The 25,640-nt window shown below is 29.5% G+C and carries 25 protein-coding genes; 9 read left to right on the top strand and 16 right to left on the bottom strand.

Going from position 1 to position 25,640, the window contains the following annotated elements:
• Positions 1 to 26 precede the first annotated feature (26 nt).
• Genes Q0V67_RS00885 through Q0V67_RS00875 form a run of 3 tightly spaced genes read right to left on the bottom strand, consistent with a single transcriptional unit; the run spans position 27 to position 2,577 of the window.
• Positions 27 to 860, bottom strand: a complete 834-nt coding sequence (locus tag Q0V67_RS00885; RefSeq protein WP_297596140.1) for a MetQ/NlpA family ABC transporter substrate-binding protein — start codon at positions 858 to 860, stop codon at positions 27 to 29.
• Between the two features lie 21 nt (positions 861 to 881).
• Positions 882 to 1,562 carry a methionine ABC transporter permease gene (locus Q0V67_RS00880; RefSeq protein WP_297596138.1) on the bottom strand — a complete coding sequence of 227 codons (681 nt, stop codon included), beginning with the start codon at positions 1,560 to 1,562 and terminating at the stop codon, positions 882 to 884.
• The gene (locus tag Q0V67_RS00875; RefSeq protein ID WP_297596136.1) at positions 1,543 to 2,577 is read right to left on the bottom strand and encodes an ATP-binding cassette domain-containing protein; all 1,035 of its coding nucleotides are present in this window, start codon (positions 2,575 to 2,577) and stop codon (positions 1,543 to 1,545) included. Before Q0V67_RS00875 ends, Q0V67_RS00880 begins: the two co-directional genes overlap by 20 nt.
• A 363-nt stretch (positions 2,578 to 2,940) precedes the next feature.
• Here Q0V67_RS00875 and Q0V67_RS00870 point away from each other — a divergent pair, with 363 nt between their 5' ends.
• Positions 2,941 to 3,807 carry an ROK family protein gene (locus tag Q0V67_RS00870; RefSeq protein ID WP_297596134.1) on the top strand — a complete coding sequence of 289 codons (867 nt, stop codon included), beginning with the start codon at positions 2,941 to 2,943 and terminating at the stop codon, positions 3,805 to 3,807.
• A 131-nt stretch (positions 3,808 to 3,938) separates the two neighbouring features.
• Here the strand turns inward: Q0V67_RS00870 and Q0V67_RS00865 are convergent, their stop codons facing one another.
• Genes Q0V67_RS00865 through Q0V67_RS00850 form a run of 4 tightly spaced genes read right to left on the bottom strand, consistent with a single transcriptional unit; the run spans position 3,939 to position 9,380 of the window.
• Complete coding sequence (locus Q0V67_RS00865) at positions 3,939 to 5,126, bottom strand: M20 family metallopeptidase (RefSeq protein ID WP_297596132.1); 1,188 nt, start codon at positions 5,124 to 5,126, stop codon at positions 3,939 to 3,941.
• A gap of 18 nt (positions 5,127 to 5,144) precedes the next feature.
• The gene (locus tag Q0V67_RS00860; RefSeq protein WP_297596130.1) at positions 5,145 to 6,677 is read right to left on the bottom strand and encodes an AbgT family transporter; all 1,533 of its coding nucleotides are present in this window, start codon (positions 6,675 to 6,677) and stop codon (positions 5,145 to 5,147) included.
• A gap of 14 nt (positions 6,678 to 6,691) precedes the next feature.
• The gene (gene hutH, locus Q0V67_RS00855; protein ID WP_297596129.1) at positions 6,692 to 8,233 is read right to left on the bottom strand and encodes a histidine ammonia-lyase; all 1,542 of its coding nucleotides are present in this window, start codon (positions 8,231 to 8,233) and stop codon (positions 6,692 to 6,694) included.
• Positions 8,234 to 8,243: 10 nt separating this feature from the next.
• Complete coding sequence (locus tag Q0V67_RS00850) at positions 8,244 to 9,380, bottom strand: ROK family protein (RefSeq protein ID WP_297596127.1); 1,137 nt, start codon at positions 9,378 to 9,380, stop codon at positions 8,244 to 8,246.
• 300 nt (positions 9,381 to 9,680) lie between these two features.
• Here Q0V67_RS00850 and Q0V67_RS00845 point away from each other — a divergent pair, with 300 nt between their 5' ends.
• Both Q0V67_RS00845 and hutG read left to right on the top strand, forming a co-directional pair.
• The gene (locus Q0V67_RS00845) at positions 9,681 to 11,696 is read left to right on the top strand and encodes a urocanate hydratase (RefSeq protein WP_297596125.1); all 2,016 of its coding nucleotides are present in this window, start codon (positions 9,681 to 9,683) and stop codon (positions 11,694 to 11,696) included.
• 50 nt (positions 11,697 to 11,746) lie between these two features.
• Complete coding sequence (hutG, locus tag Q0V67_RS00840) at positions 11,747 to 12,691, top strand: formimidoylglutamase (RefSeq protein ID WP_297596123.1); 945 nt, start codon at positions 11,747 to 11,749, stop codon at positions 12,689 to 12,691.
• A 134-nt stretch (positions 12,692 to 12,825) separates the two neighbouring features.
• On the opposite strand, the gene Q0V67_RS00835 is transcribed toward hutG, so the two are convergent.
• On the bottom strand, positions 12,826 to 13,083 hold the full coding sequence (locus Q0V67_RS00835; RefSeq protein WP_297596121.1) for a hypothetical protein: 258 nt from the start codon (positions 13,081 to 13,083) through the stop codon (positions 12,826 to 12,828).
• Positions 13,084 to 13,261: 178 nt separating this feature from the next.
• Between Q0V67_RS00835 and Q0V67_RS00830 the strand changes: the two genes are divergently transcribed.
• Together Q0V67_RS00830 and Q0V67_RS00825 are read left to right on the top strand one after the other, a co-directional pair.
• Positions 13,262 to 14,761, top strand: a complete 1,500-nt coding sequence (locus tag Q0V67_RS00830) for an ABC transporter substrate-binding protein (protein ID WP_297596119.1) — start codon at positions 13,262 to 13,264, stop codon at positions 14,759 to 14,761.
• Positions 14,762 to 14,775: 14 nt separating this feature from the next.
• Positions 14,776 to 15,837 (top strand): M20/M25/M40 family metallo-hydrolase, encoded by a 1,062-nt coding sequence (locus Q0V67_RS00825; protein ID WP_297596117.1) that lies wholly within the window; start codon positions 14,776 to 14,778, stop codon positions 15,835 to 15,837.
• Here the strand turns inward: Q0V67_RS00825 and Q0V67_RS10325 are convergent.
• Positions 15,824 to 15,925, bottom strand: coding sequence for a hypothetical protein (locus Q0V67_RS10325; RefSeq protein WP_366938430.1), 102 nt, complete (start codon positions 15,923 to 15,925; stop codon positions 15,824 to 15,826). The genes Q0V67_RS00825 and Q0V67_RS10325 overlap by 14 nt on opposite strands.
• A 157-nt stretch (positions 15,926 to 16,082) precedes the next feature.
• Between Q0V67_RS10325 and Q0V67_RS00820 the strand changes: the two genes are divergently transcribed.
• Positions 16,083 to 17,726 (top strand): alkaline phosphatase, encoded by a 1,644-nt coding sequence (locus tag Q0V67_RS00820; protein WP_297596115.1) that lies wholly within the window; start codon positions 16,083 to 16,085, stop codon positions 17,724 to 17,726.
• Positions 17,727 to 17,772: 46 nt separating this feature from the next.
• On the opposite strand, the gene Q0V67_RS00815 is transcribed toward Q0V67_RS00820, so the two are convergent.
• Complete coding sequence (locus tag Q0V67_RS00815; protein WP_297596113.1) at positions 17,773 to 18,918, bottom strand: cyclically-permuted mutarotase family protein; 1,146 nt, start codon at positions 18,916 to 18,918, stop codon at positions 17,773 to 17,775.
• 133 nt (positions 18,919 to 19,051) lie between these two features.
• On the opposite strand from Q0V67_RS00815, the gene Q0V67_RS00810 reads away from it, so the two are divergent.
• The gene (locus Q0V67_RS00810; protein WP_297596111.1) at positions 19,052 to 19,648 is read left to right on the top strand and encodes a nitroreductase family protein; all 597 of its coding nucleotides are present in this window, start codon (positions 19,052 to 19,054) and stop codon (positions 19,646 to 19,648) included.
• Positions 19,649 to 19,708: 60 nt separating this feature from the next.
• Here Q0V67_RS00810 and Q0V67_RS00805 read toward each other — a convergent pair whose 3' ends face one another.
• Entirely contained in the window at positions 19,709 to 19,972 is a 264-nt protein-coding gene (locus Q0V67_RS00805) for a metalloregulator ArsR/SmtB family transcription factor (protein WP_297596109.1), read from the bottom strand.
• Between the two features lie 144 nt (positions 19,973 to 20,116).
• On the opposite strand from Q0V67_RS00805, the gene Q0V67_RS00800 reads away from it, so the two are divergent.
• Entirely contained in the window at positions 20,117 to 20,932 is an 816-nt protein-coding gene (locus Q0V67_RS00800) for a nitroreductase family protein (protein WP_297596107.1), read from the top strand.
• Between the two features lie 35 nt (positions 20,933 to 20,967).
• Here Q0V67_RS00800 and Q0V67_RS00795 read toward each other — a convergent pair whose 3' ends face one another.
• The 5 genes from Q0V67_RS00795 to Q0V67_RS00775 all read right to left on the bottom strand — a co-directional run bounded on the left by Q0V67_RS00795 (position 20,968) and on the right by Q0V67_RS00775 (position 23,294).
• Positions 20,968 to 21,147 (bottom strand): DUF1858 domain-containing protein, encoded by a 180-nt coding sequence (locus Q0V67_RS00795; RefSeq protein WP_297596105.1) that lies wholly within the window; start codon positions 21,145 to 21,147, stop codon positions 20,968 to 20,970.
• Complete coding sequence (locus tag Q0V67_RS00790) at positions 21,144 to 21,707, bottom strand: hemerythrin domain-containing protein (protein ID WP_297596103.1); 564 nt, start codon at positions 21,705 to 21,707, stop codon at positions 21,144 to 21,146. Before Q0V67_RS00790 ends, Q0V67_RS00795 begins: the two co-directional genes overlap by 4 nt.
• A gap of 1 nt (position 21,708) precedes the next feature.
• A complete protein-coding gene (locus Q0V67_RS00785) occupies positions 21,709 to 22,350 on the bottom strand; it encodes a hypothetical protein (protein WP_297596101.1) in 642 nt (213 codons plus the stop codon).
• 91 nt (positions 22,351 to 22,441) lie between these two features.
• Positions 22,442 to 22,798, bottom strand: coding sequence for a DUF309 domain-containing protein (locus Q0V67_RS00780; RefSeq protein WP_297596098.1), 357 nt, complete (start codon positions 22,796 to 22,798; stop codon positions 22,442 to 22,444).
• On the bottom strand, positions 22,788 to 23,294 hold the full coding sequence (locus Q0V67_RS00775; protein ID WP_297596097.1) for a flavodoxin: 507 nt from the start codon (positions 23,292 to 23,294) through the stop codon (positions 22,788 to 22,790). Before Q0V67_RS00775 ends, Q0V67_RS00780 begins: the two co-directional genes overlap by 11 nt.
• Before the next feature lie 147 nt (positions 23,295 to 23,441).
• On the opposite strand from Q0V67_RS00775, the gene Q0V67_RS00770 reads away from it, so the two are divergent.
• Positions 23,442 to 25,562, top strand: coding sequence for a TonB-dependent receptor (locus Q0V67_RS00770; protein WP_297596095.1), 2,121 nt, complete (start codon positions 23,442 to 23,444; stop codon positions 25,560 to 25,562).
• Positions 25,563 to 25,640 lie beyond the last annotated feature (78 nt).

Raw genomic sequence — 25,640 nt, 5'->3', positions numbered from 1 at the left:
TTTTACTGTGATTCCTTTTATTTTATCTAAAATACAGCTACCGATGATCCTTTATAATATTCATCTATAATTTTTTTATTTTCAGAAGTTTGATATATCTCTAAAACTCTTTTTATTTCAGGGCTATTTTGGTTATCTTCTCTTGAAGCTATTATATTAAAATATGGTTTCAATCTCTCATTTTCAAAATTTTCAATGAATATAGAGTCTTCAAGAGGTGAATATCCCACTTCAACAGCAACCCCATTATTTATAACTGCAATATCTACATCCTCCAACGATCTCGGAATTTGAGTTGCAACTAACTCCACTATCTTTAAATGTTTATTATTTTCTACAATATCTTTAATTCTTGGAAAATTACCAGCTTCTTTATTTATAGTTATAAGTCCCGCATCTTGAAGTAAAAGCAATGCTCTTCCACCATTTGAACTATCATTTGGAATAGCTATTGTTGCGTTATCTTTCAATTGAGATAGATTCAATATTTTTTTAGAATAAACTCCCATTGGAGCTAAAACTGTATATCCTAAATTTATTATTGACAACTTATGTTCACTTTTAAAGCTATCAAAATATATTTCGGTCTGAAATGAATTGATGTCTATTTCTTTATCTTGTAAAGCTAAATTTGGCCGAATATAATCACTAAAATTTATAAACTTTAGTTCTATATTTTCTTTTGCAAGCTGATTTTTTACATTTTCCCAAATTATATTTTCATCTCCATTTAATCCTATTTTTATTATCTTTTTCTTATTTAATTCCGTATAATTTTCTGAAGATTTATCACATCCTGAAAATCCTCCAATTGTTAAAACTAAAAATATAACAACCTTTAAGACTTTTAATATTTTCATAATATTTACCCCCTCTAAATTTCAGTGTTTTATTTTTTTTAATATTCTCTCTCCTGACCATTGTATAAGTGTTATTAACACTACTAAAATTATGATTGTAACTACCATAATATCTGTTTTAAAATGTTGATACCCATACCTTATAGCAAAATCTCCTAATCCTCCTCCACCAACTGTTCCAGCTACTGCTGAAAATCCGATTAAACTAACTGTAGTTATGACAAGAGCATACACAATCTCTGGCAACGCCTCCCTCAATAACACTCTATAAATTATTTCAAGTGGTGATGACCCCATTGCATAGGCTGCTTCAATAACACCCGAATCTACGCCTAATAATGCAGATTCAATCTGTCTTGCAACAAATGGCGTTGAACCAAATATCAATGGAACAATCGCTCCTTTTAATCCAATTGTTGTTCCCATAAAAAATCTTGTTACTGGAATTAAAGCTGCCAATAAAATTACAAATGGAATGGATCTAAAAATATTTATAAATTTACCCAAAATATTATTAACTAACGTATTTTCTAAAATTCCATCTTTTTTGGTTATTACTAAAACTACTCCCATAACTGCCCCTATTAATGTTGAAACTATCCCTGCTACAGTAACCATCACAATAGTTTCTCCAAAGGCATAAACCATTTCATCTTGATATTTAATTACATTTTCTAAAGAGTTATACAGTTTTTCTACCATCTTTTAAAACCTCCGTATAAATTTTATTATCATTCAAATAATCTATTGAACCTAAAATACTACTTTCAGCTCCTCCTAATTTTACTACCATATTTCCAATTGGAGTCTCCTTTATAATTTGTATATTTCCAAATAAAATGCTAGCATCTACCTCATAATCTCTTGAAATTCTAGAGATATACGCTTCTTCAGTATTATTTCCCACATATGATAACTGTACTATCTTTTGATTTTTTTTAAGATCTATATTTTCTAAATAACTCTGACTTTTATCATTATTAAAAATAGACGATAAAAACCTCTTTGTTATTGGAGTTTTGGGTCTTGAAAATATTTCTACCACTTCCCCCTCTTCCTTCACACACCCATCTTCCATAACAATAACACTATCACAAATTTCTTTTATAACTTCCATTTGATGGGTTATCAATATTATTGTTACTCCTAAATCGTTGTTGATTTTTTTTAAAAGTTTTAAAATTGATTCAGTTGTCTCTGGATCTAAAGCTGAAGTTGCCTCATCACACAAAATCAAATTTGGTCTGTTGGCCAATGCTCTTGCGATAGCCACTCTTTGCTTTTGACCTCCACTCAATTGAGATGGATAGCTATTTTTTTTATCTTTTAATCCCACTAAATCTAAAAGCTCATCCACCCTCTCATCTATATCCTTCTTAGAAAATCCGCTCCCTTTTAAAGGGTAAGCTATATTTTTTGAGACACTTCTACTTTTCATAAGATTAAAATGTTGAAATATCATTCCAATTTTTTTTCTGGTTTCTCTTAACTTCTTAGCATCTAAGGTATTTAAATTTATCCCATCAATTATAACTTCACCTGAACTTGGTATTTCTAAAAGATTTATACATCTTAGTAACGTGCTCTTACCTGCACCAGAATAACCAATTATTCCTGTAATTTCACCTTTTTTAAACTTAAATGACATCTCCTTTAATGCCTCAATGTTTTGCCCCTTATTTTCATAAGTTTTACCAATATTTTTAAGCTCTATCATCATACCCCTCCTAATAAAAAATTAATAAAAAAAAGCTTGAGATTTAAAATCCCAAGCTTTATAATAACAACTTATTCCTTGGGAGCTTTCTCATTTAGAAAATTGAAAATGAGTTCGTCCCAAAATTAAAAATTAATTTTTGGTCCCAACTCCCATAGGCATCATCATATTCATCATTGTAGTTTTTGATATTAAATTGTTTTTCATCGTAACCACTCCTATAAATTATTTTTCATTATACTAACATATGAAAATTCTATTGTCAAATTATTTTTTTTCTAAAAATTAAGTATTGAAATTGAAAGCAAAATATTGTTTACTATACTTAAAGATAGAATTGATAAATTTTAATTGGAGGATTTTATGAAACTGGGAGCAATTGAAGCTGGAGGAACAAAATTTGTATGTGGAATTACAGATGAAAATGGTCATATTTTAGAAAGAGTTAGTTTTCCTACTGAAACACCTGAACTCACTTTACAAAAAGTTTATAATTTTTTTAAAAATAAAAATGTGGAAGCTATTGGAGTTGGTTCTTTTGGTCCAATTGATCCAAATCCAAACTCTGAAACTTACGGTTATATAACCCAAACACCTAAAAAATATTGGAGTAATTTCAACCTTATTGGAGAGCTTCAAAGAAACTTGAATGTCCCAATGGCTTTTGATACAGATGTTAATGCTGCTGCACTAGGAGAAGCTACTTGGGGAATTGCTAAAGGATTAGAAAATTGTTTATATTTAACTATTGGTACTGGAATAGGTGGAGGAATACTAGTTTCTGGAAACTTAGTCCACGGAATGCTCCATCCTGAGATGGGCCATATTCTTACTAGAAGACATCCTGAGGATACTTATAAAGGCAAATGTCCATTTCATAAAGATTGTTTTGAAGGGTTGGCATCCGGACCTGCTATTGAAGAAAGATGGGGAGTAAAAGCTTATGAATTGTCTAATGAGCATAAAGCTTGGGAATTTGAGGCGTACTACATAGCTCAAGCTCTTGTAAATTATATTTTAACAATTTCACCTGAAAAAATTATTTTAGGTGGAGGTGTTATGAAACAGTTGCAACTATTCCCTTTAATTAGAAAAAATGTAAAAGAACTTCTTAACAACTATGTTCAAACTAAAGAAATTTTAAAAAATATTGATGAATATATTGTTCCCCCTAAACTTGGGGATAATGCGGGATTGTTAGGCTGCATCGCTCTAGCAATAACTCTATAAGGTTTTTTATCTTTAAATATATTGATGGTAAGTCTAGTATTATCATGTTTACAAATAAAAAGCTTGGGAAATTTTATCCCAAGCTTTCTATTTATAAACACATTTTGTGTGTAAAAATTATCCTAAATTATTTACTTTGAATTTTCTAAGTAATCATATGCTATTTGCGCAAGAGCTTTTGAACTGATTTCTAAGTATCTATCATCCCATTTTAATCTTGGATGATGCAAAAATGTCTCAATCTCTTCTTGATTATTGTTTGTTCCTATAAAAAAGAAATTACTTGGAACAGCATTTGATATATATGAAAAATCTTCGGATCCCATAAGAGGTTCATCCATCAAAATCAAATTTTTTTCTCCCACTACTTTACTTAATGATTTTTTTGTTATATTAAATATTTCGGAACTATTTTTTAAAGTTGGATACATTCTTTCAATAATAAAATTATATTTTGCTCCATAAGCCTGACATAATCCTTTTAAAATACCTTCCATTTTTTTTAATATCTCTGTTGTTAAGCTCTCATCAAATGTTCTTATAGTTCCTTTGATTGTTAATTTGTCAGGAATTACATTGCCTGCCTCTCCAGATTTTATACTACAACAAGATAAAACAGCTGGTTTCATTGTTGAAATATTTCTACTGATTATATTTTGGAAATTAATAATTGCTTGACAACCAATTATTATTGGATCTACAGTTTTTTCTGGAGTAGATCCATGCCCTCCAACACCTTGTATTTCTATATCAAATCCTGTTGGATGAGCCATTAGATCTCCTTCTTTTAACAAAATTTTTCCCGCAGGATAATTTGGCCATAAGTGACATGCATATGCTGCATCCACTTTTGGATTTTCTAATATACCTTCTTCTATCATCGGTTTAGCTCCACCTGGACCTTCTTCAGCAGGTTGAAAAACTAATTTTATATTTCCTGATATATTTTCTTTAATTTCATTTAAAATCATAGCAGCTCCTAACAATCCCGCAACATGACCATCGTGTCCACAAGCATGCATAACTCCTGGAATTAAAGATTTGTATTCTGACTCCGTTTCTTCCTGAATAGGAAGTGCATCCATGTCAGCTCTTAACAAAATAGTTTTCCCTGGCTTCCCCCCTTTAATCAAAGCAACTATTCCAGTTTTAGCAATTTCACTGTTATATGAAATTCCCAGAAAATTTAATTCTTTTTTTATAAGTTCTGCAGTCTTAAACTCTTGAAATCCTAATTCCGGATATTTATGCAACTCTCTCCTAATCTTTCTTATTTTTTCTAAATTGCTTTTAGCAAGACTATCTATTTTTTCAATCATTTTTTCCCTCCATATTGTTTATATTCCTAGCGAAAATCCAAATATTATAAATATAATTAGAAGTGATATACTTCCTAAAATAGTACTTATAGCATATGGAATCATATTTGCAACAAGCGTTCCTATCCCAAAGTTTTTATCATATTTTTTACACACTGCTAAAATTAGTGGTAAATATGGAAATAAAGGTGAAATCATATTAGTTGATGAATCTCCTATTCTATATGCTATTTGTGTCAATGATGGATCATAATCAAGCAACATAAACATTGGTATAAAAATAGGAGACAGTATTGCCCATTTAGCAGAAGCACTCCCTATAAATAAATTTATAAACCCTACTAAAAATACAAACATTACTATTAATGGTATTCCAGAAAGTGATGTTTGACTCAATTTTTCGGCACCTTTTATAGCTAAAACAATACCTAAATTGCTTTTCGCAAATAAATTAAGGAATTGTGCGGCTACAAAAACTATAAATATATATCCTCCCATCTCTCCTAAACTTTGCCCAACCATTTTAACTATGTCTTTATCATTTTTTATCTTCTTAGTTGTTTTTCCAAATACTATTCCAGGTATCATAAACGCAAGTGTCATTATTATTATTAATCCTCCCATAAAAGGAGATTTAACAGATACTAAGGATCCGGTGCTATCTCTCAAAAATGAAGTTTTTCCAATTGTTAATGAAAAGATAAATAAAAAATATATAAGCAACGAATAACCAGCATATTTCAATCCTTTTTTTTCTAAATATCCAATTTCTTCACTCTCATCTTTTGACAAGGTTTTATCGAAAGGAAATCTTGGCTCTATAAATTTTTTAGTAATAAATGTTATTAGAAATATTTGTAGACATGCATTTGACATATTAAAAAATATAGTCATAGCAGGACTTCTCGTAAATGTAGCATCTAGTACTTGTGCTGCTGGTATTGTAAATGATGTTATTAAAATATCATTTAAACTTACAAATAATCCAGAGCAAAATCCAATAGCAGCACCTGCATATGCTAAAAGTATCCCTACAATTGGATTTTTATTAAGTTTTAAAAATATCAAAGCTGCTAGAGGTGGTAGAACAACAAATCCTGCATCCCCTATCCCTGTAAAAATTAATCCCATTACAACAACTGCATAATAGATTGTTCCTTTTGGAACTTTAACCATTATTATATTTAATAAATTTTCTAATAACCCACTTTTATCAGCAACTCCTATTCCAATCATAGCTACTAAAACAACCCCTAGAGGAGGATAGGTTTGAAACACAGTTATCATTTCCATTAGTATTTGCTTTAAATTCTCTTTACTCAATAAATTATTTACGATAATACTCTCTTTTGTTATAGGGTGAATAGCCGTTATAGCAAATTTATTACAAAAGTATGCAATTAGTAAAATTAAAAAGCACAATATCACAAATATTGTCACCGAATCTGGAAGTTTATTGCCTACTTTCTCAAACAAATCTAGAATTTTATTGATTAGACTAGATTTTTTATTATCGTCTAAAACAAGAGCTTCACTTTCAACTTTATTCATTCATGCCTCCAAATTTAATTTTTTATATATAATTTGTTTTTTTCTAAAGAATTTATAATTATGTTTGTTTTTATTATATTTTCAACCATTTCAATATCTGGATACATAACTCTATCCTCACTATAATAACTTACGCTTTCTCTAACTATTCTATAAGCTTCCTTAGTCCCATCTCCTAGTAAATTCTCTGCTGCTTTTAAGTCAATTGCCTGACAAGAACATAATATCTCCATTGCAATAACTTTTCTTACATTTGCTAAAATTTCTCCTGCTTTTCTTGCAGCTATAGTCCCCATTGATACATGGTCTTCTTGATTTGCTGACGAGGGTATAGAATCAACTGATGCAGGGTGAGACAAAACTTTGTTTTCCGAAACTAATGATGCTGCACTGTATTGAACAATCATAAATCCAGAATTTATACCACCTTTTTGGACTAAGAATGCAGGTAATTCATTATTTAACTGTGGATTAACAAGTCTTTCAATTCTTCTTTCAGATATGTTAGCCATTTCTGATAACGCTATTCCTAAAAAATCAAAAGGCAATGCCATTGGTTGTCCATGGAAGTTTCCTCCTGATATAACTTGATCCTCTTCTACAAAGATAATTGGATTATCTGTCACTGCGTTCATTTCAATCTCAACTTTTGTTTTTATAAAATTAAATGCATCTTTACTTGCACCATGAATTTGTGGAATACATCTCAATGAGTATGCATCTTGGGTTCTTAATTCCCCTTGTTTAGTAATACATTTGCTCCCATTCAAAATTTTCCTTATATTTTCTGCTGTTGTTATCTGTCCTATATGTGGTCTAACTTTGTGTACTTTTTTATCAAATGCACAGATTACTCCATTTAAAGATTCCATGCTTAAAGCTCCTGCTAAATCAAGATGTTTCATTAAATTTAATGCGTCATAAGTTACATGAGCACCTATTGATGTCATAACTTGAGTTCCATTAATTAAAGCTAATCCTTCTTTTGATGAAAGAGAAGTCAATATTTTTACACCAGCTTTTTCCATAGCCTCTTTTCCAGTAAAGAGTTCATTTTTATAATATGCTTTTCCTAACCCCAACATTACTAAAACCATATGAGATAGAGGCGCTAAATCTCCCGATGCTCCCAAAGATCCTTTTTCTGGTATATGGGGTATTACATCTTTATTTAACATTTCAACTAGAGTATCTAGCGTTAGCTTTCTAACTCCCGAATGTCCCTTACAAAGATTTATAACTCTTAACAACATTATTCCTTTAACATATTCTTTTTCTAGTGGATTTCCAACCCCACAAGAATGACTCATTATAAGGTTCTTTTGAAGAGTTTCAGTCTCATCTTCTGAGATTATCTCATCTGAAAATTTGCCAAAACCAGTTGTTATTCCATAGCATACTTTCTTTTCACTCACATACCTCTCAACTAATTCCCTTGCTTTTTCGACATCTTTATAAACTTCATCTGAAATTACAACTTTGTATTCTCTCCTTGTTATATTTATAAATTCCTCTAGTAAAATATCCTTCTTTTCAATTAGATATACTTTTTTCATTGCTTCCTCCTTAAAATAATTCATCTATTAATGGTAACATTGCAGCACCTAAATAAATCCCCTTTCCACCTAAATTTGAAAATTTTATTGTCTCCTTTCCCTTAAAAAAAATATTTTTGTTATACACTTTATCCAACAATATTTCTCTATAAGAATCTTTATAATGAAATATGCCTCCAGAAATTATTATTTTTTCTGGATTATACATAAAAATAATATTTTTTATGCCAATTGAAATGTACCCTATGTATTCTTCTAAAATATTTTGAACCTCTCTATTTGCTAAATTTTCACTTTTAAATATATCTTTTAATTTTGATATATTAGGTTCTATTTTTTTTACTCTTTTTAATAATGAAATATCTGAAACATATTCACCCCAGCACCCTTTATTTCCACATTCACATAAAATCCCTTGGAAATTTATAACCATATGATTTACTCTTGAAGCTTTGAAGGAAAATTCTCCATATTCATCTTCTTCTGTAAAATTTGACATATTTAAAGTTTCGTTGATATTCAAAATAGCAAAATTTGAAAACTCCTTTCCAATACCCAAAAATTTTTCACTTATTGCACAAAGGTTAGCTTCATTATCAATAAGTATTTTTCTACCGTATTTTTCAGATAAACTTTTAACTTTATCCAAATTAACTCTAATTGAAGAAGTTAGCTCTATAATATTATTTTCTTCATCAACTATTCCGGGTACAGATATTCCTATTCCAACAAGTTTACTCTTAACTACATTGTCTATTTCAGATAAAAACTCTTCTAAAATTTCATCAATTCTCTCTATTAAATTCCCTTTTAAAAACTCATCTTTTATAATAACCTCTTTTAATAATTCTCCTCTTTCATTTCCTAAAACAATCTTCAATTCCTTTAAATGTACTGATACTCCAATACTATAGATAAAATTGTTTTCCAATGAATAATATTGAGCTTTTCTTCCTGCTCCAAATCCTATTTTTAAATCCTCTTTTATAATACTTTCTTTTAAAAATTTGTTTATAATTGTTTTTACTGTTGGAAAACTTATATTTAAATCACTTGATATATCAGCTATTGAAAGGTTATCTCTTTTTTGATAGATGTAATGAAAGACTTTTTTTTCATTATTTTCTTTTATTTTTTTTTGATACATCATTTCCTCCAAGCATATTTTTAAAACCAATTTATTAATTCAATATATTTGTTAATCACTTATATACCTTTTAAATTTTTTAAAGTCAATAATAGTTTTTTCAAAATTTTCTTTTCAATAAATTTCATCATTTAAAAACTATACTACAGAGACATGTGTTTATTATTTGAATTATATGTATATAAATTATATATTTTATTTTTTAATTTTTTTGAGGTATTAACATTATCAGAAGATGTTCTATATTTTTTAACAAATTATTAAAGTCATTTTAAAAATATAAAATACGGAGGTTTAAATATGTTAAATCAAGAAATTTTTAATGCCATGACTATCAAGTTATCTGCTAATGATATCCCTTTGGGAGACATTAAATTTGATCCTAAAATTAGAAGAGCTCCCAAAAGGGTTGTACATTTAGAAAAAGATGAAGTGGCTTTGGCTCTAAGGAATGCTCTTAGATATATTCCTGAAGAGTTTCATGAGATGTTAGCACCTGAATTTTTAGAGGAGCTTCACACTCACGGTAGAATTTACGGGTATAGATTTAGACCTACGGGAAATATCCATGGTAAACCTATTTTTGAATACAATGGAAATTGTACTGATGCAAAAGCCATTCAAGTTATGATTGATAATAACCTTGATTTTGATATAGCACTTTACCCATATGAGCTTGTAACTTATGGAGAAACTGGACAAGTTTGTCAAAACTGGATGCAATATAGATTGATTAAAAAATACCTTGAAAATGTAACTATGGATCAAACTTTGGTTGTTGCTTCTGGACACCCTACCGGTCTTTTTAAATCTCATCCCTCAGCTCCTAGAGTTATTATCACTAACGGTCTTATGATTGGAGCTTTTGATGATTATGATAACTGGGCTAGAGGAGCTGCTCTTGGGGTAGCTAACTATGGTCAAATGACAGCTGGTGGTTGGATGTATATTGGTCCACAAGGTATTGTTCATGGTACATATTCAACCATTTTAAATGCAGGAAGACTTTTCTGTGGAGTTCCTGCTGATGGAGATTTGAGTGGAAAACTTTTTGTTACATCTGGACTTGGAGGGATGAGTGGAGCTCAAGGTAAAGCTACTGTTATTGCAAAAGGAGTTTCTATCATCGCTGAAGTTGATCTTTCTAGAATTCAAACAAGATTAGAACAAGGATGGATCAATAAATTTACAACTACCCCAAAAGATACTTTTGATTTAGCAAAAGAAAAAATGGACTCTAAAACTCCATACGCTATAGCTTACCTTGGAAACATTGTAGATTTATTAGAATATGCAGATGAAAATAATTGCCATATCGATCTTTTATCTGATCAAACATCATGTCATGCTGTCTATGATGGTGGATATTGTCCTGTTGGTATAACTTTTGAAGAAAGAACAAGACTTTTAGCCGAAGATAGAGAGACTTTCAGAAAATTGGTTGATGAAACTTTAAGAAAACACTACAATGTTATTAAAAATTTAACTAATAAGGGTGTTTATTTTTTTGATTATGGAAATAGCTTTCTAAAATCAATCTATGATATTGGTATTAAAGAGATTTCAAAAAATGGTAGAGATGATAAAGGTGGGTTTATTTTCCCATCATATGTAGAGGATATTTTAGGCCCTGAACTTTTTGATTATGGATATGGCCCTTTCAGATGGGTTTGTTTATCTGGTAAAAAAGAGGATCTTTTAAAAACAGATGCTGCAGCACTGGAATTAGTTGATCCAAACAGAAGGTATCAGGATAGAGATAACTATATATGGATTAAAAATGCTGATGAAAATGGTCTTGTGGTTGGAACTCAAGCTAGAATTTTTTATCAAGATGCTATGAGCAGAACAAATATAGCTTTAAAATTTAATGATATGGTTAGAAAAGGGGAAATTGGTCCTGTTATGCTAGGACGTGATCATCATGATGTTTCTGGTACCGATTCTCCATTTAGAGAAACTTCAAATATAAAAGATGGAAGTAACATTATGGCTGATATGGCAACTCAATGTTTTGCTGGAGACGCTGCTAGAGGAATGACTATGATTGCTCTACATAACGGTGGAGGAGTTGGAATAGGGAAATCTATAAACGGTGGATTCGGTATGGTTCTTGATGGAAGCCGTAGAGTGGATAACATTCTTTCACAAGCAATGCCTTGGGATGTTATGGGAGGAGTTGCAAGAAGAGCTTGGGCTAGAAACCCTCACTCCATCGAAACTGTTATTGAATTCAACAATAACAACAAAGGAACTGACCATATAACTTTACCATATATCGCTAGTGAAGATTTAATTAATAAATTTGTAAAATAAAAAATAAATAAATCATTTATAATACTTAATTTAAGATGGGAGAAGATAATATGTACTGGAATGGACGAATTGACGGGGAAGAAATCGATGTACTTCGGATTCATCAAGTTATTAATGTTATGTCTTTTAATGAACTAAAAAATGTTAATTTAGAAGAAAAAAAAGTTTGTTTTGTAAGTTTTAATTCTGATGAAGGAGTTAGACGAAACTCGGGGAGATTGGGTGCTAAGGATGGATGGATTCATGTTAAAAAAGCTCTTTCTGGTTTCCCGATTTTTAGTGAAGATTTAAAATTTTATGATTTAAAAAATCCAATTGAAGTTATAGGCCAGGATTTAGAATCAGCCCACACAAAACTATCGGAGATTATATCTGCTTTGAAAAAAAGAAATTTTCTTGTTGTTGCTCTTGGAGGAGGACATGATATAGCTTTTGCTAATTATTGTGGTATTTTAAACTATGCTTTAGAAAAAGAAAGTGATCCTAAAATTGGTATTATTAACTTTGATGCTCATTTTGATATGAGAGAGTATTCGGCTGGAAGGAATTCAGGAACTATGTTTTTACAAATCGCTGATATTTGCAAAGATATGAACTTAAATTTTGATTATAATGTTTTTGGAATTCAAAAATTCTCTAATACAAAAAGACTTTTTGATAGAGCTGATCATTTAGGTGTTAAGTATTATTTTGCCGAAGAGATAAAAACTATTCCTAGTGATGACCTTTATTCTATTTTAAAAAGAAACGAATATATTCATCTAACTTTATGTACAGATGTTTTTCATATAACATCTGCTCCAGGAGTTAGTGCTCCTCAAACATTTGGAGTAAACCCAAGAAATACTTTACCTCTTTTAAAAACAATTGCTAGGTACTCCAAAAACTTGACAATAGATGTTGCTGAAATAAACCCAACATTTGATTATGATGATAGAACATCTAGATTGATGGCTAATATAATTTATGAGCTTATCCTTTGTCATTTTAATTAAAAAATAAACCAATTGAAGATAGTTCCATTGCCAAAATGTGTTTTTCCATTTTGGCATGGAGATACTTCAAAGATACTATTCCATCTCTTGTATCAGAAATCAATTTCCGAGTATTTAGACCGCCTTCCATTGTTCTACATAGAGCATACACATGGATAGTTCGGCGTTGGTTCATCTAAAGAGTAATCTTTTATTTCTTGTAATCCAACATAATAAACCACCTTCTCCCACTCCTCTACAACTAGCGTTGGAGTTTTTTTAATTTGATATTTTTCACTACTTTCTTTTTCTTTTTTTATATCTACAATCTTAATATCCATCCTTTCAGTGAAAACTTTTTGAGCATCTATACATTCTTGTGAATCTAAAGTTATAAATAATGTTTTTTTCATTTCTATCATCTCCATTTTTTATTTATTTTCTTAATTATAGCTCAATTTTATATTTTTACAATAAATATAAATTGAATCACACAGTTTGAAATTTTTTTTCTATTTTTACAAAAAATTAAAATTGATTTTCTTGTTATAAAGTAGTATTATTTAAATATATTTTTTCGGGAGGTTATGAATGCTAAAAAAAATCTGTATTTTTATTACATTTTGCACAATTTTATTTGTAGGTTGTGGAAAAAAAGAACAATTAAAAAAAGATACACTTGTTTATGCTCAACTGAGTGATCCTAAAACACTCGATCCTCAAAATTCAACAGACAACTATTCACAAGTTGCAATCACACAAATCTATGATCGCTTATTTGAAATTGATGAAAAAACAGGAATACCTATTCCCAGTTTAGTTGAAACTTCTAAAAAAGTTAACGATAATATATTAGAACTAAAACTAAAAAAAAATGTAAAGTTTAGCAATGGGGATATTTTAACATCTGAAGATATAAAATTTACTGTGGAACGAGCTAAAGAAAATCCAAAAGTAGCACATCTTTATAAAATGATTGAAAATATTATCATTTTAGATGATAATACCCTACAAATAATTACTACAGAACCTTTTGCTCCGCTACTGAGTCATTTAAGCCATAAATCATCTTCAATTATCAATAAAAAAGAATTTAATAAAAACAGTGATAATTACTTTAAATATCCTATAGGTACTGGAGCCTATACGGTTAAAAATTGGATAATTGGAGATAGTATGACGCTTGTATCTAACGAATCATATTTTAAGGGAAATCCCAGTATAAAAACAGTTATAATAAAAGCTATTCCTGAAGAGAATAGTAGAGTTATTGGTTTAGAGACATCTGAAATCGATATGGCTCTTGATATTCCAGCTATATCTTGGGAGCAATTAGAGGAGGATGGAAAAGTTAAGGTTTACTCCGCCCCTTCAACAACAACTGGTTATGTTGGATTAAATACTAAATCTCCAGCACTATCTAATAAATTATTGAGACAAATTATAGCTATGTCTATTGATAAACAAGCTATAGTTGATACTATCTATTTAGGAAAAACAAAGATTGCAAATCAATTTTTATCCCCTCCTGTTTTTGGGTATAACCACAATAGTAAACCTCAAGAGTTTAATATTGAAAAAGCAAAACAACTAGTTAAAGAGAATAATCTTAATGGGATAAGTTTAAAGATTTCGGTAAGTAGTCCCGAGAGAGTTCAAGTTGCAACTATTATACAGGACCAGTTAAAAAGGGTTGGAATAAATTTGCAGATCGAACTTCTAGAATGGGGAGCTTTTTTATCTCAAACAGGCTCTGGAAATACCGATCTCTTTATTATGGGATGGGGTCCATCTACATACGATGCTGATTATGGATACTATCCTAATGTACACAGTAGTCAAATAGGAAGTAACGGCAATAGAGCTTTCTATTCAAATCCAGAAGTGGACAATCTTTTAGAGCTTGCTAGAAAAGAAAGTAACGACGACAAAAGAAAAAACTATTACAATGAAATTCAATATATTTTAAATGAAGATATTCCGCTTATTCCTTTGTATCACGGAAATGTGGTTTATGGAGTTAGTAGCAATTTAAAAAATGTTGAAGCTACTGGGTACCCTGAATTTTATAAGTATGAATTTATTAACTAAACGGAGGAGATTGAATGAATAAAATTAATTTATTAGGTGAATTGTCAAATTTACATGGAGCATCAGGACACGAAATTGAGGTTGTTGAATTTATAAAAAATTCTATGAGTGGTTTTAATTGTAAAAGAGACTCCATTAATAATCTTTATATAAGAAAACTAAATGAGATAAATGGCCCCACTATTGCACTTGATTGTCACAGTGACGAGGTTGGATTTATCGTTGAAAATATAAACTCTAATGGGACAATAAATTTCCTTCCATTAGGGGGATGGCACATCACTAATATTCCAGCCCATGCAGTTATCATAAAAAACTTTAAAGGGGAATATATTAAAGGTGTTGTCGCTTCAAAACCTCCTCATTTTATGACTCTTGAAGAAAAACAAAAATTACCTAAATTGGAAGAACTCGTTATTGATATAGGAACTAGCTCTTATGACGAAACAGTAAACCTATATGGCATTGAGATTGGAAATCCTATAACTCCCGATGTTAATTTTTCATATGATTCTAAAATAGATGTTGTTAGAGGTAAGGCTTTCGATAATAGATTAGGATGTGCTATCGTTATGGAGATTCTGAGAGGAGTAAAAAACAATATTTTAAAAGTTAATCCTGTCGGAGTTATTAGCTCTCAAGAGGAGGTTGGTTTAAGAGGAGCTCAAGTAGCAGCAAATACTATTGCCCCTGATTTTGCAATTATTTTTGAAGGGTCACCTGCTGATGATACATTTAAAGATGCTTTTTCAGCTAAGGGAGCTATTGGTAAAGGTGTTCAGCTAAGAGTCATTGATGCCGGAATGGTTTCAAATCCAAGAGTTCAAGAATTTGTAAAAAAAATTGCTAAAGACAATGATATCCCTTTCCAAGTTATTGCAAGAAGTGGCGGAAGTACAAATGGTGGAAAATACCACATAACTAACAAAAGTATCCCCACTATCGTAATTGGTATTCCAACGAGATATATCCACACTCATTACACTTATGCTTCTATAAAAGATTATAAAAATGCTATTCTTTTAGGTAAAAAACTTTTAGAAAAACTAAATGATGATATAATTAATAGTTTTTAGCTATAAATTGATACCACTTAGCTGCATAATTTTCATATTTTTTATCCATTAAATCCAACGCCTTAACTAAAGCTACCGATATTATCATTAAAGTATAGACATGCATCGGTGTGAAAATAGGAGAAAATATTTTAATTTAACTTTGTGTGAAAATATATACTAAACTTTTACTTTTATTTTATATCCATTTAACACTCACATGTTAAACTTAATTTAAGAAACAAAAATTAAAGGGGGCAATAAAATTGAATAAAATTAAGTTTATAATGATCTCTACATTTTTAACATTAATAGCAACAACACAAAGTGCAGAACTTAAAAATATCCAACCTGGATTTGCTAAAAACGTAATCTTTTTAATACCCGATGGCTCAAGTTCTACAGTTTCAACATTAGCTAGGGCGCTCTACAATAACGGTGACAATTTGAATATTGATGAAATGGCATCTGGAATGGTTAAAACTTATAATGCTGACACTTTTATAGCTGACTCCGCACCTGCTGGAACAGCACTTGCAACCGGTTGGAAAACACAGGATAAACTAATAGGAGTTAAACCCAAAATAGCTACTCTAAACGGAGCCAGAATTCCCGAGTTAGGTGAGGAACTATCTCCAGTGGCTTCAATTTTAGAAGCGGCTAAACTTCAAGGTAAAGCGGTGGGAATCGTTGCCACATCTGAAGTTTTACATGCTACCCCCGCTGATTTTACTACCCATTCGCTTCATAGAAACAACTACTCTATAATCGGCGAACAACAAGTTTATCAAAATTTAAATGTAGTTTTTGGTGGTGGGAAAAATTATCTTAAAAAAGACAGTTCTAACGAACCCAATTCTAAAAAACGAACTGATGGCGAGGATATGCTCAAAGCCTTAAAAACCAATGGATATACTATCGTTCAAACTTTGGATGAGATGAAAAATTTAAACAAAGATTTTGTTTGGGGATTGTTTGCTGATAAAGATATCCCCTATGATTTAGATCGTGATAAAAAACTAACCCCATCATTGGCAGAAATGACAGAAAAAGCTATAGAACTTTTATCAAAAGACAAAGATGGATTCTTTTTAATGGTAGAAGGATCTAAAGTTGACTGGGCTGGACATGCCAATAATCCTATAGCTATAACATCTGAGTATATAGCTTTTGATAAAGCAGTTGGAGTTGCTCTTAATTACGCAAAAACAAACAGTGATACTTTAGTTGTTTCTGTAACTGACCATGGAACTGGAGGACTCTCTATAGGAAATTCAAATACATCTTTAAATTACTCTGAGTTACCAGTAGATACATTTATCAAAGATATGAAAAATGCTAAATTTACAGAGATTCTAACGGCAGAAGAAATCTTTAAAAATAAAGATAATTCCATGAAATTGGCAAAAGATATGTTGGGATTAGAATTAACAAATACTGAACTATCTAAAATAAAAAATTCCAAAACACTTTCTGAAATAGAAAGTATTTTGGGAAAAGCAATGAGTGATAGAGCGCATCTGAGTTGGACAACAAATGGACATACCGGTGAAGATGTACCCCTTTATATTTATACACCTAATTATATAAATCAATTAACAGGAACTGTGAATAATTCTGATATAGCTCTATATATTGCAAAAGCTATGAATGTAGATTTAGATAAATCTACTGATGAACTTTTTGTCTCTGGAAAATCCATAAAAAATATGGGTATAGACTTAACTATTGATACTACAAATAAATTCCAACCTACATTTATATTATCTAAAAACAATAAAAAATATCTATTTCATGAAAATAAAAATTATTATGAAGTAGATGGAAAAAAAATAACTTTTAATGGTATTGTTGTGTTTAATGGAAAAGAAGTATTTATTCCTAACGCAGCCTTAGTAAACATAAAGTAAACTGACCAAAGAGAGCCCCACAATGATATGTGGGGCTCTCTTTGAGTTATTCTTTAATTAATTTCCCTTCATAAATAGCTTCACTTCTAACTCCTGGTTTTATTTCCCCATTTATTGAATAAATAATATTTTCAATTTTAATTAAACCTTCTCCACAAGGAGCCATAAATGGAATTTTTCCTATAGACTGCCACGTGTTATTGATTGCATTATAAACTAACATCTCATTGTTCCAGTTAAAATCCTGTGGATCTTTCGTAAAATATTCCTGTTTATAATTTTTTAATTTTTCACCTTTTAACGAGCTTAATTTTAAATTTGCATCGTCCCAAATTGATTTATTAAACCCACCTATCACTAGCATATTATTATTATCTAACTTTATAGAGTTTGCTCCTAATATAGATATTTCTTTTCCTTTCACTTCAACATTACTCATCTTTGTCCAAGTATCTTTATTAAAATTATAAGCATACCCGTCCACAAATGCTACGCCTGTTCCTCCACCAAAAACATACATTAAATCTTCTGCTCCATTATTTAAAACTTGTCCGACTGACTGACTTCTTTCTGTTCCCGGGAACATTTTTAATTCTGTAGTTTTTCCACTTATTAAATTATACTTATAAAAATTCTTACTATTTTTTCCATCTTGTTTTCCTGTAACAATATATATATCATCTCCATATAAAGTTGCTACTCCACTATGATAATCAAATGGTAGTGTCCCAATTTTTTCAACTATTACATCAGTTTTTAAATCATTCAAAGAAATAAATAATATCTCATTTGATACTCCTGTTTGATATGTTCCACCAACATAATATATCCCTTTTTTTGTTGAGATAGCTGTTCCATATCCTATTCCTTTTTCTAACTGTGTATGTTTAATAAGTTCTAAGCCTTTCCCGGTTTTCTTCATCAAATATAAATCTGTATAAACAACTTTTGCTCCACCTTCTAAAACTGATTTATATGGAAAATTTGCTCCTCCTCCAACTAACACATACTCTCCAATATTCCCCGCTAAAGGTCCTGCAACTCCATGTTGCTTTTCAAATCCTTTAGGAGTTGGTAACTCCCCAATATGCTTCCATGCGATTGTTTCATTCACTTTATTTTTTGTTGAAACTCCAGAACAACCACCTAAAACAGTTGTTGCTAAAGCTATTCCTAGAATTATTTTTTTCATAAGTTCCCCCTCCATTTTCATCGTTTCAATAATTCTATATACCCTTTAATCTCTATTTTGTCAAATTTTTAAAAGGAAATCTCCAGATTTTGAGTAATTTAATTATAATTAAAATAACTAAAAGAGGTGTTTTATGAATGGAGAAAAAATTTTAAATTTAATAAAAAAAGCTCGTTCTCATCGAAGTTTTAAAAATTTCCAAGTTCCTTTTGAAGATCTTATGAAAATAATAGAAGGTGCACACTACTCATCATCTGGAGCCAACAAACAATTTTTGAAGTTTTTTTTAGTTAATAATAAAGATGTTTGTACTCAACTCTTTAAAGATGTTATTTGGGCTAGTCAAATCACATGGAAACCAACTCTAGATGAAGCCCCTGGAGCTTACATTATCATATTAACTGATAACCCCTCCAAACTTCCACTTAATTTTATTTATACTGACTGTGGAATCGCTCTTCAAAATATGAAACTTATCGCTACTGAACTTGGTTATGGAGTTAATTTTATGGAACCTATTAAAAAAGATAACATCCTTAAAACACTTGGCATATCTAGTTTATATACACCACTTTTTATTGTTCCAATAGGTATTCCTACTGATGAAATTATTTTAACAGAATCCCAAAATAATGATATGAAATATTCTAGGATTGAATTAAAAGATCATAACTATCAACATTTTGTACCAAAACTTAAACTTGAAGACATCATTCTTGGAAAAAAATAATATATTTTAATATAAAAAGGCACTCTTTTCTTTGTAAAAAAGTGCCTTTATTTTTTAAAATTATAATTTCTTTATATTCTCTAAAATATCAATAATGCTGTCATCTTTTAGACTATAGTGTACCCACCCTCCCAATTTTCTTGTTACAACTAGGTCAATATCTCTTAAAATTTTAAGATGTTGAGAAAGACTTGATTGAGTTGTAAACTCATCTAACTTCTCAAGTTCACACACACATCTAGATTCAAATTTACTCAATGTATATATTATTTCTAATCTTAAGGGATGTGCTAATGCCTTTAAAATTGCTAATTGTTTTTCCATAATTTTTCTCCTTTGATTTTGTTGAAAATTATAACATTTTTTTTTATTAAAAAAAAGCATTTTGTCTTTTATTTCCAATATAACTATGTTATTCTTATATTACACAGAGAAAATTTTAATTTTAATTATATAAGGAGGATTTGAATGTTTAGTGTTGATATTAAAAAATGTATTGGATGTGCTCTTTGTATTAAGGATTGTTTTGTAAATGATATTGAAATGATCGATACTCATGCCAGCATTAAAAATTTAAACTGTTTTAAATGTGGGCATTGCATTGCAATATGTCCAGTTGGAGCAATTAGTACTGATGAATACAATATGTCTGATGTTATTGAGTATGAAAAGAAATCTTTTGATATTAATCCGGAAAATCTTTTGAACTTTATAAAATTTAGAAGAACTATACGACAATTTGAAAACAAAGATATTGAAAAGGATAAAATTTTAAAAATAATAGAAGCTGGAAGATTTACTCAAACCGCAAGTAATTCTCAAGATACATCTTATATAGTTGTTCAAAAAAATATTCAAGAATTAAAAAAACTTGCATTAGAAAGTCTTAATAGAATGGCTACTCAAATTTTAGATAACTCTACATCCCCACTATTTAGACGATATGCAAAATTATGGATTCAAATGTACAAAAATTATATTGAAGATCCTAATAAAGAAGATCGATTATTTTTTAATGCACCTCTTATTATAGTTGTAGTTTCTGATTCTCAAGTTAACGGAGCTTTAGCATCTTCAAATATGGAGCTAATGATAAACTCTTTAGGTCTTGGTACTGTTTTTAGTGGTTTTTTTACTAAAGCCTCAGAAAACAATCCTGATATTAAAGAGTTTTTAGGAATAGCTCCAGAGAAACAAATTGTTACTTGCATGGTCATTGGATATCCTAGTATAAAATATTCAAGAACTGTCCCTAGAAAATCTGCTGATATCTCTTGGAGATAAAAACAAGAGCTCAGAAAATATCTGAGCTCTTATTTTTAATTTAATTTTTTTAAAACTTCATCTAAATTTATATCATGTATAAAACAAGCATCCTTTAAAGTTTCCATATTGGATGAAGGGCATCCTAAACATCCCATTCCGAATTCTATTAAAATATTTGCTGCTTCAGGTCTTTCTTTTAAAATATCCGCTATTATACTATCCTCTTTTATCACAATACTCCCTCCTCACTATATCTTTTTTCTAATTTTTTTAAAATAGCCATACATTTATTTTTTTCTTCTAAATTATTTTCTTCATATTTAAAACACTCACTATCCAATATAGTCATAGTGTTTTTAGAAAGTTCTCTCTCTGCGTATTTATATATTACTTTATCCTCTTTATCAATATGCCTTTCTAAAAGATGTGTATATGAAATTGCATTTGCAATAATATCCAATTTAGAAGATTCATCACCCTTTTTCAAAGACTCCAATGCAACTTTCAAATCCCTTATATAAAGTCTTCCAAAATCATGTTCCACTAACATTCCACTTTTTATAATTGTCTTTGCTAACGGGCCTAATTCTTCTATCATTTTGTCAAAGAGAATCTCTTCTTCTTTCTTATGGTGATGATTATCGGCATAATTGCTGATAAAATAAATAACTCGATTGAACTCTTGAAAATCCAATTCTTCACCTTTTAATATTTTATAAGATATCACTCTCACTATTTTAAGCATTCTTTTTATCTCTTTATGTTCCTCTCTCATAAGTTCTATTCCTGTCAAGTTATTCACCTCTTCTTCTAATAAAAAATATTGGTCCCGTCTTTTCTATATAAATAAATTCTGGATTCAATTCATTTATAAAATTTTCAATCCAAACACCTCTTAAACGATAAAATATTTCCACATCAATATTTTCTTTATTCCACAATTCTTTATGAACGCAAATTTTTCTTTTCCATTGAACCAATTCATCTTCCAAAATTAAAATCTCATTTATTCTATCGCAAGGCATTCCATCTAAAATACGGTCATTTACAGCTTTATATATCTCTTTTGCAGTAAAAATATTTTTAAAAACCTTGAGATCTTTTGCTTCTATAAGAGCTTTCTCTTTAAAAATAGCTTCCAAGTCTTTTATCGGATTTTCACACTTTTCTAAAACAACTTTTACCCAAGCTGCAACTCTTTCTTCCGAAGAGTTTATTTTTGATTGCAACCATCCATGAATATTATTTTTATCCACTATCTCATCTAAATTTTTATTTGTAATTTTTTCTCCATAAATTTTATTTATTTTTTCATTAAAGACCTTTTTATCAATTTTTTCATCTTTAACTAACTCCATAATTTTATCCTCTAGTTCTTGAAACCATAAAATTTTATTGAATAACCAATAATGAATTTTTCCTAAAAATAAACTCATTTTATCACTCCTCACATTCTTTTATTATATTTAGATTATAACCCAATAAAATAAAAAAATATGTAACATATGTTACTAAAAATTAATAAATTTAAAAAACAGGTAGATAAACCTCTTTGTAAGTTTCGTTCAAAGATATTTTAATCAAAAGTTCTTCAACTAAATTTTTTAACTTGTAAGAATCTATACCTATTTTTTCTATCTCGCCTCTCATCTCTTCATAATCATTTAGCGAATTCCTTAAAACACTTAAAGCTCCCTTAAAGTTTTTATTTCTCCAGTGTAAAACACCTACTGAGATTAGCAACAAATTTATAGAAACATGTTTTTTTGTATTACAAGCAGTCTCTTTTATCCAAATATTTTCTAAAATTTCATGACATTTAAAAAAGTCTCTTTCCTCTTGAAATGTATTGATAAATTCTATATATTGCTTATTATTTTCCATCTTTATCACCAAAGTTAAATTTCAACCATTCTTCTAGCTTTTCTTTAGTTTCTTTTAGCATAAACATTTCATCTAGAGCCAATCCAATAAATTTATCTTCAATAACAGCTCTACTTTTTACAAAAGAGTAATCAGTAGTTTCTGTAAACCCCTTGATGATACCATTATTTTTAATAACAATATCATAAATTGGACGAATTCCATCGATGAAGGTAGCTGCAAAAAATCCCTGATTTCCCCTTCCTATAAGACCAACCTCTCTATCTTTAAAATCTATTTTTGATAATTCTTCTAAATTTTTATTCCAATCTTCATGAGAGACTCCACACCCATAAGTTGGAATTATAAATATAAGTTTTTTAAACTCTTTAACTCTATCTACATTGTTTAAAATAGTATAAATTTCACACTTTTCACTATAAAACTCTTTTACTAATTGAGCTGTAAATTCACTTTTACCTCTAGAACTACTATAAAAAACTCCTATTTTTTCCATAAAATACCTCCTAAATACAACACTTTTTTAGTGTATTATAGTCCTTATAACATTTTTTTTCAAGAGAAATAAAAAGGATATTCTGAAAATAATAGAACTACACAATTAGAATGGTGAGCCATTTAACTTTTTATTCAGGAGTGAAATATGAAACAATTATATATTCCATTTTTTTTATTTCTATCTTTTACAAATATTTTTGCAAGCTCTACAATAAAATTAGAAGATTCAACTATCATTTCTACAACAGGTTTTGAAGAAAAACTGTTAACAGAAAATAAAAACATTGTTATTATAGATAAAGATAACATCGAAAAAAAAGAATATAAAAATTTGGAGAGTCTATTAAAAGAAGTCCCCTATATTATAATTCAAAATACATATTTTGGCCCTGTTATTGATTTGAGAGGAAATGGTGATAAAGCTATTTCTAGAGTTAAAACACTAGTAGATGGAATTTCTATCAATCCTATTGATGAATCCATGGGAACTCTCCCTCTAAACAGCGTCGCTTTAATTTCAATAGACAAAATAGAGATTATTCCTGGTGGAGGTTCTGTTTTAAATGGTTCTGGAAGTGGAGGTGGAATTATAAACATAGTCACAAATCTTACTTCTAAAAAAGATTTTTTTAATAGCCAGATTGGGTTTATGTCTTTTAATACTAGAAAAGCAGCTTTTTCTCTTGGAAAAAACATTAATGAAAGTTTATACTTCAATTCAAACTATACATATTTGAATGGAGCTGGATATCGAAATGATGAAACTCAAGAAGCAAATATTTTTAATATCGGATTTATATATAAAATGGATGAGCAACAAAATTTAAAAATAAATATTGGAAAGTTTAAGGATAATAAGGATTTTTCTTCTCCTACCTTAAAAAAAGATCTAGCTATAGACCGAAAAAAAGCAGGATTTCCCATTGAAAGTAAAAGTCACCGAGAAAATTTTTCCCTCGATTATGAGCTGAATTTAAATGAAAATTTAACTATTTTGACAACTTTCTATATACAAAACAACAATAGAAATTTCACAGAAAGTTCTATTGCTGATTACAGTATAAATAAAACTGAATTAATCCATTTTGATATTCTAGGACCCAATCTTTCTAACGAAATAAAAGGAGATTTTAAAGAAAAATCTAGAGGTTATAAAATAAGAGGGAAATATCTCTATGATAGTGGTGAGTTAATTTTAGGGTATGATTACAACTATACTGATCTCTATCGGTTTTCTTCTATTAAAACATCCGGATATTTCTATCCCATAATTAATGGCAACACCATTGAAAATATGCGAGTTAAAGGTGATATTTTTATAGATATTAAAAATGATGTCTATAAAGAAACAAATGGATTTTATACCTTCAACAGATATAAGTGCACCGAATCCTTAGATTTTATAGCAGGTATTAGATATGAGCACTCAAAATTTGGTGGAGATCGTTATAACTACAACCATATTAGTTTTATTAAAAATTCTGAGACTAGAAAAATAAATTCAGAAGATACTTCTGATAATATTGCTATAGAGGTTGGAACAAATTACCAATATAGTGAAACTGGAGCTTTTTATTCCAGATATGAAAGAGGATTTTTATCTCCTTTACCCGGTCAGATTACTGATAAAATTGATGGTCTCTACTATCTCAACTCTCTTAAATCAGAAAAATCTGACACTTTTGAAGTTGGAATCAGAGACCTCATACAAAACTCTTATTTAAATTGGACTATCTTCAGCACTTTAACTTATGACGAAATAACAATAGAACAAAAAAACATTCATAACCCAGCCATAAAAGGGTGGAGATATTTAAATCTAGATAAAACTAGAAGGGTTGGAACCGAATTTTCTTTGGAACAATACTTCAGCAATATCAGATTATGGGAATCCTTTTCGTATATAGATACTGAAATAACAAAAGGAAAATATAAACGAAATAAAATTCCATTAGTTCCTAAAAGTAAACTTACTCTTGGTTTATCTTATGAAATCAATGAAAATATGGAAACAGCAATAATATTTAACTATATCGGAAAATCATCTATAAGAGAGTTTGATAAATATGAAAACAATTTTATCACAAACATCTCCAGCTACAATTTTACCGATATATCTTTTAATTATAAAATAAGTGACTCTTTTACTTTAAATTTTGGAATAGAAAATATATTCAATCATAAGTATAACTATTCTGAAACTAAAGATAGTGCTATTGTGGCTCCAGAAAGAACTTTCTATTTTTCAGGAAATATAAAACTATAAGTTATTTCTAATACTGTTCATATATAAATTATATTTTAAAAATATAGTTTTATAAGTTACAATACATATTATGAATAA

This window comes from uncultured Cetobacterium sp. (assembly GCF_947072685.1).
Lineage (GTDB): Bacteria > Fusobacteriota > Fusobacteriia > Fusobacteriales > Fusobacteriaceae > Cetobacterium_A.
This window is presented reverse-complemented; position numbering and strand designations above follow the sequence as displayed.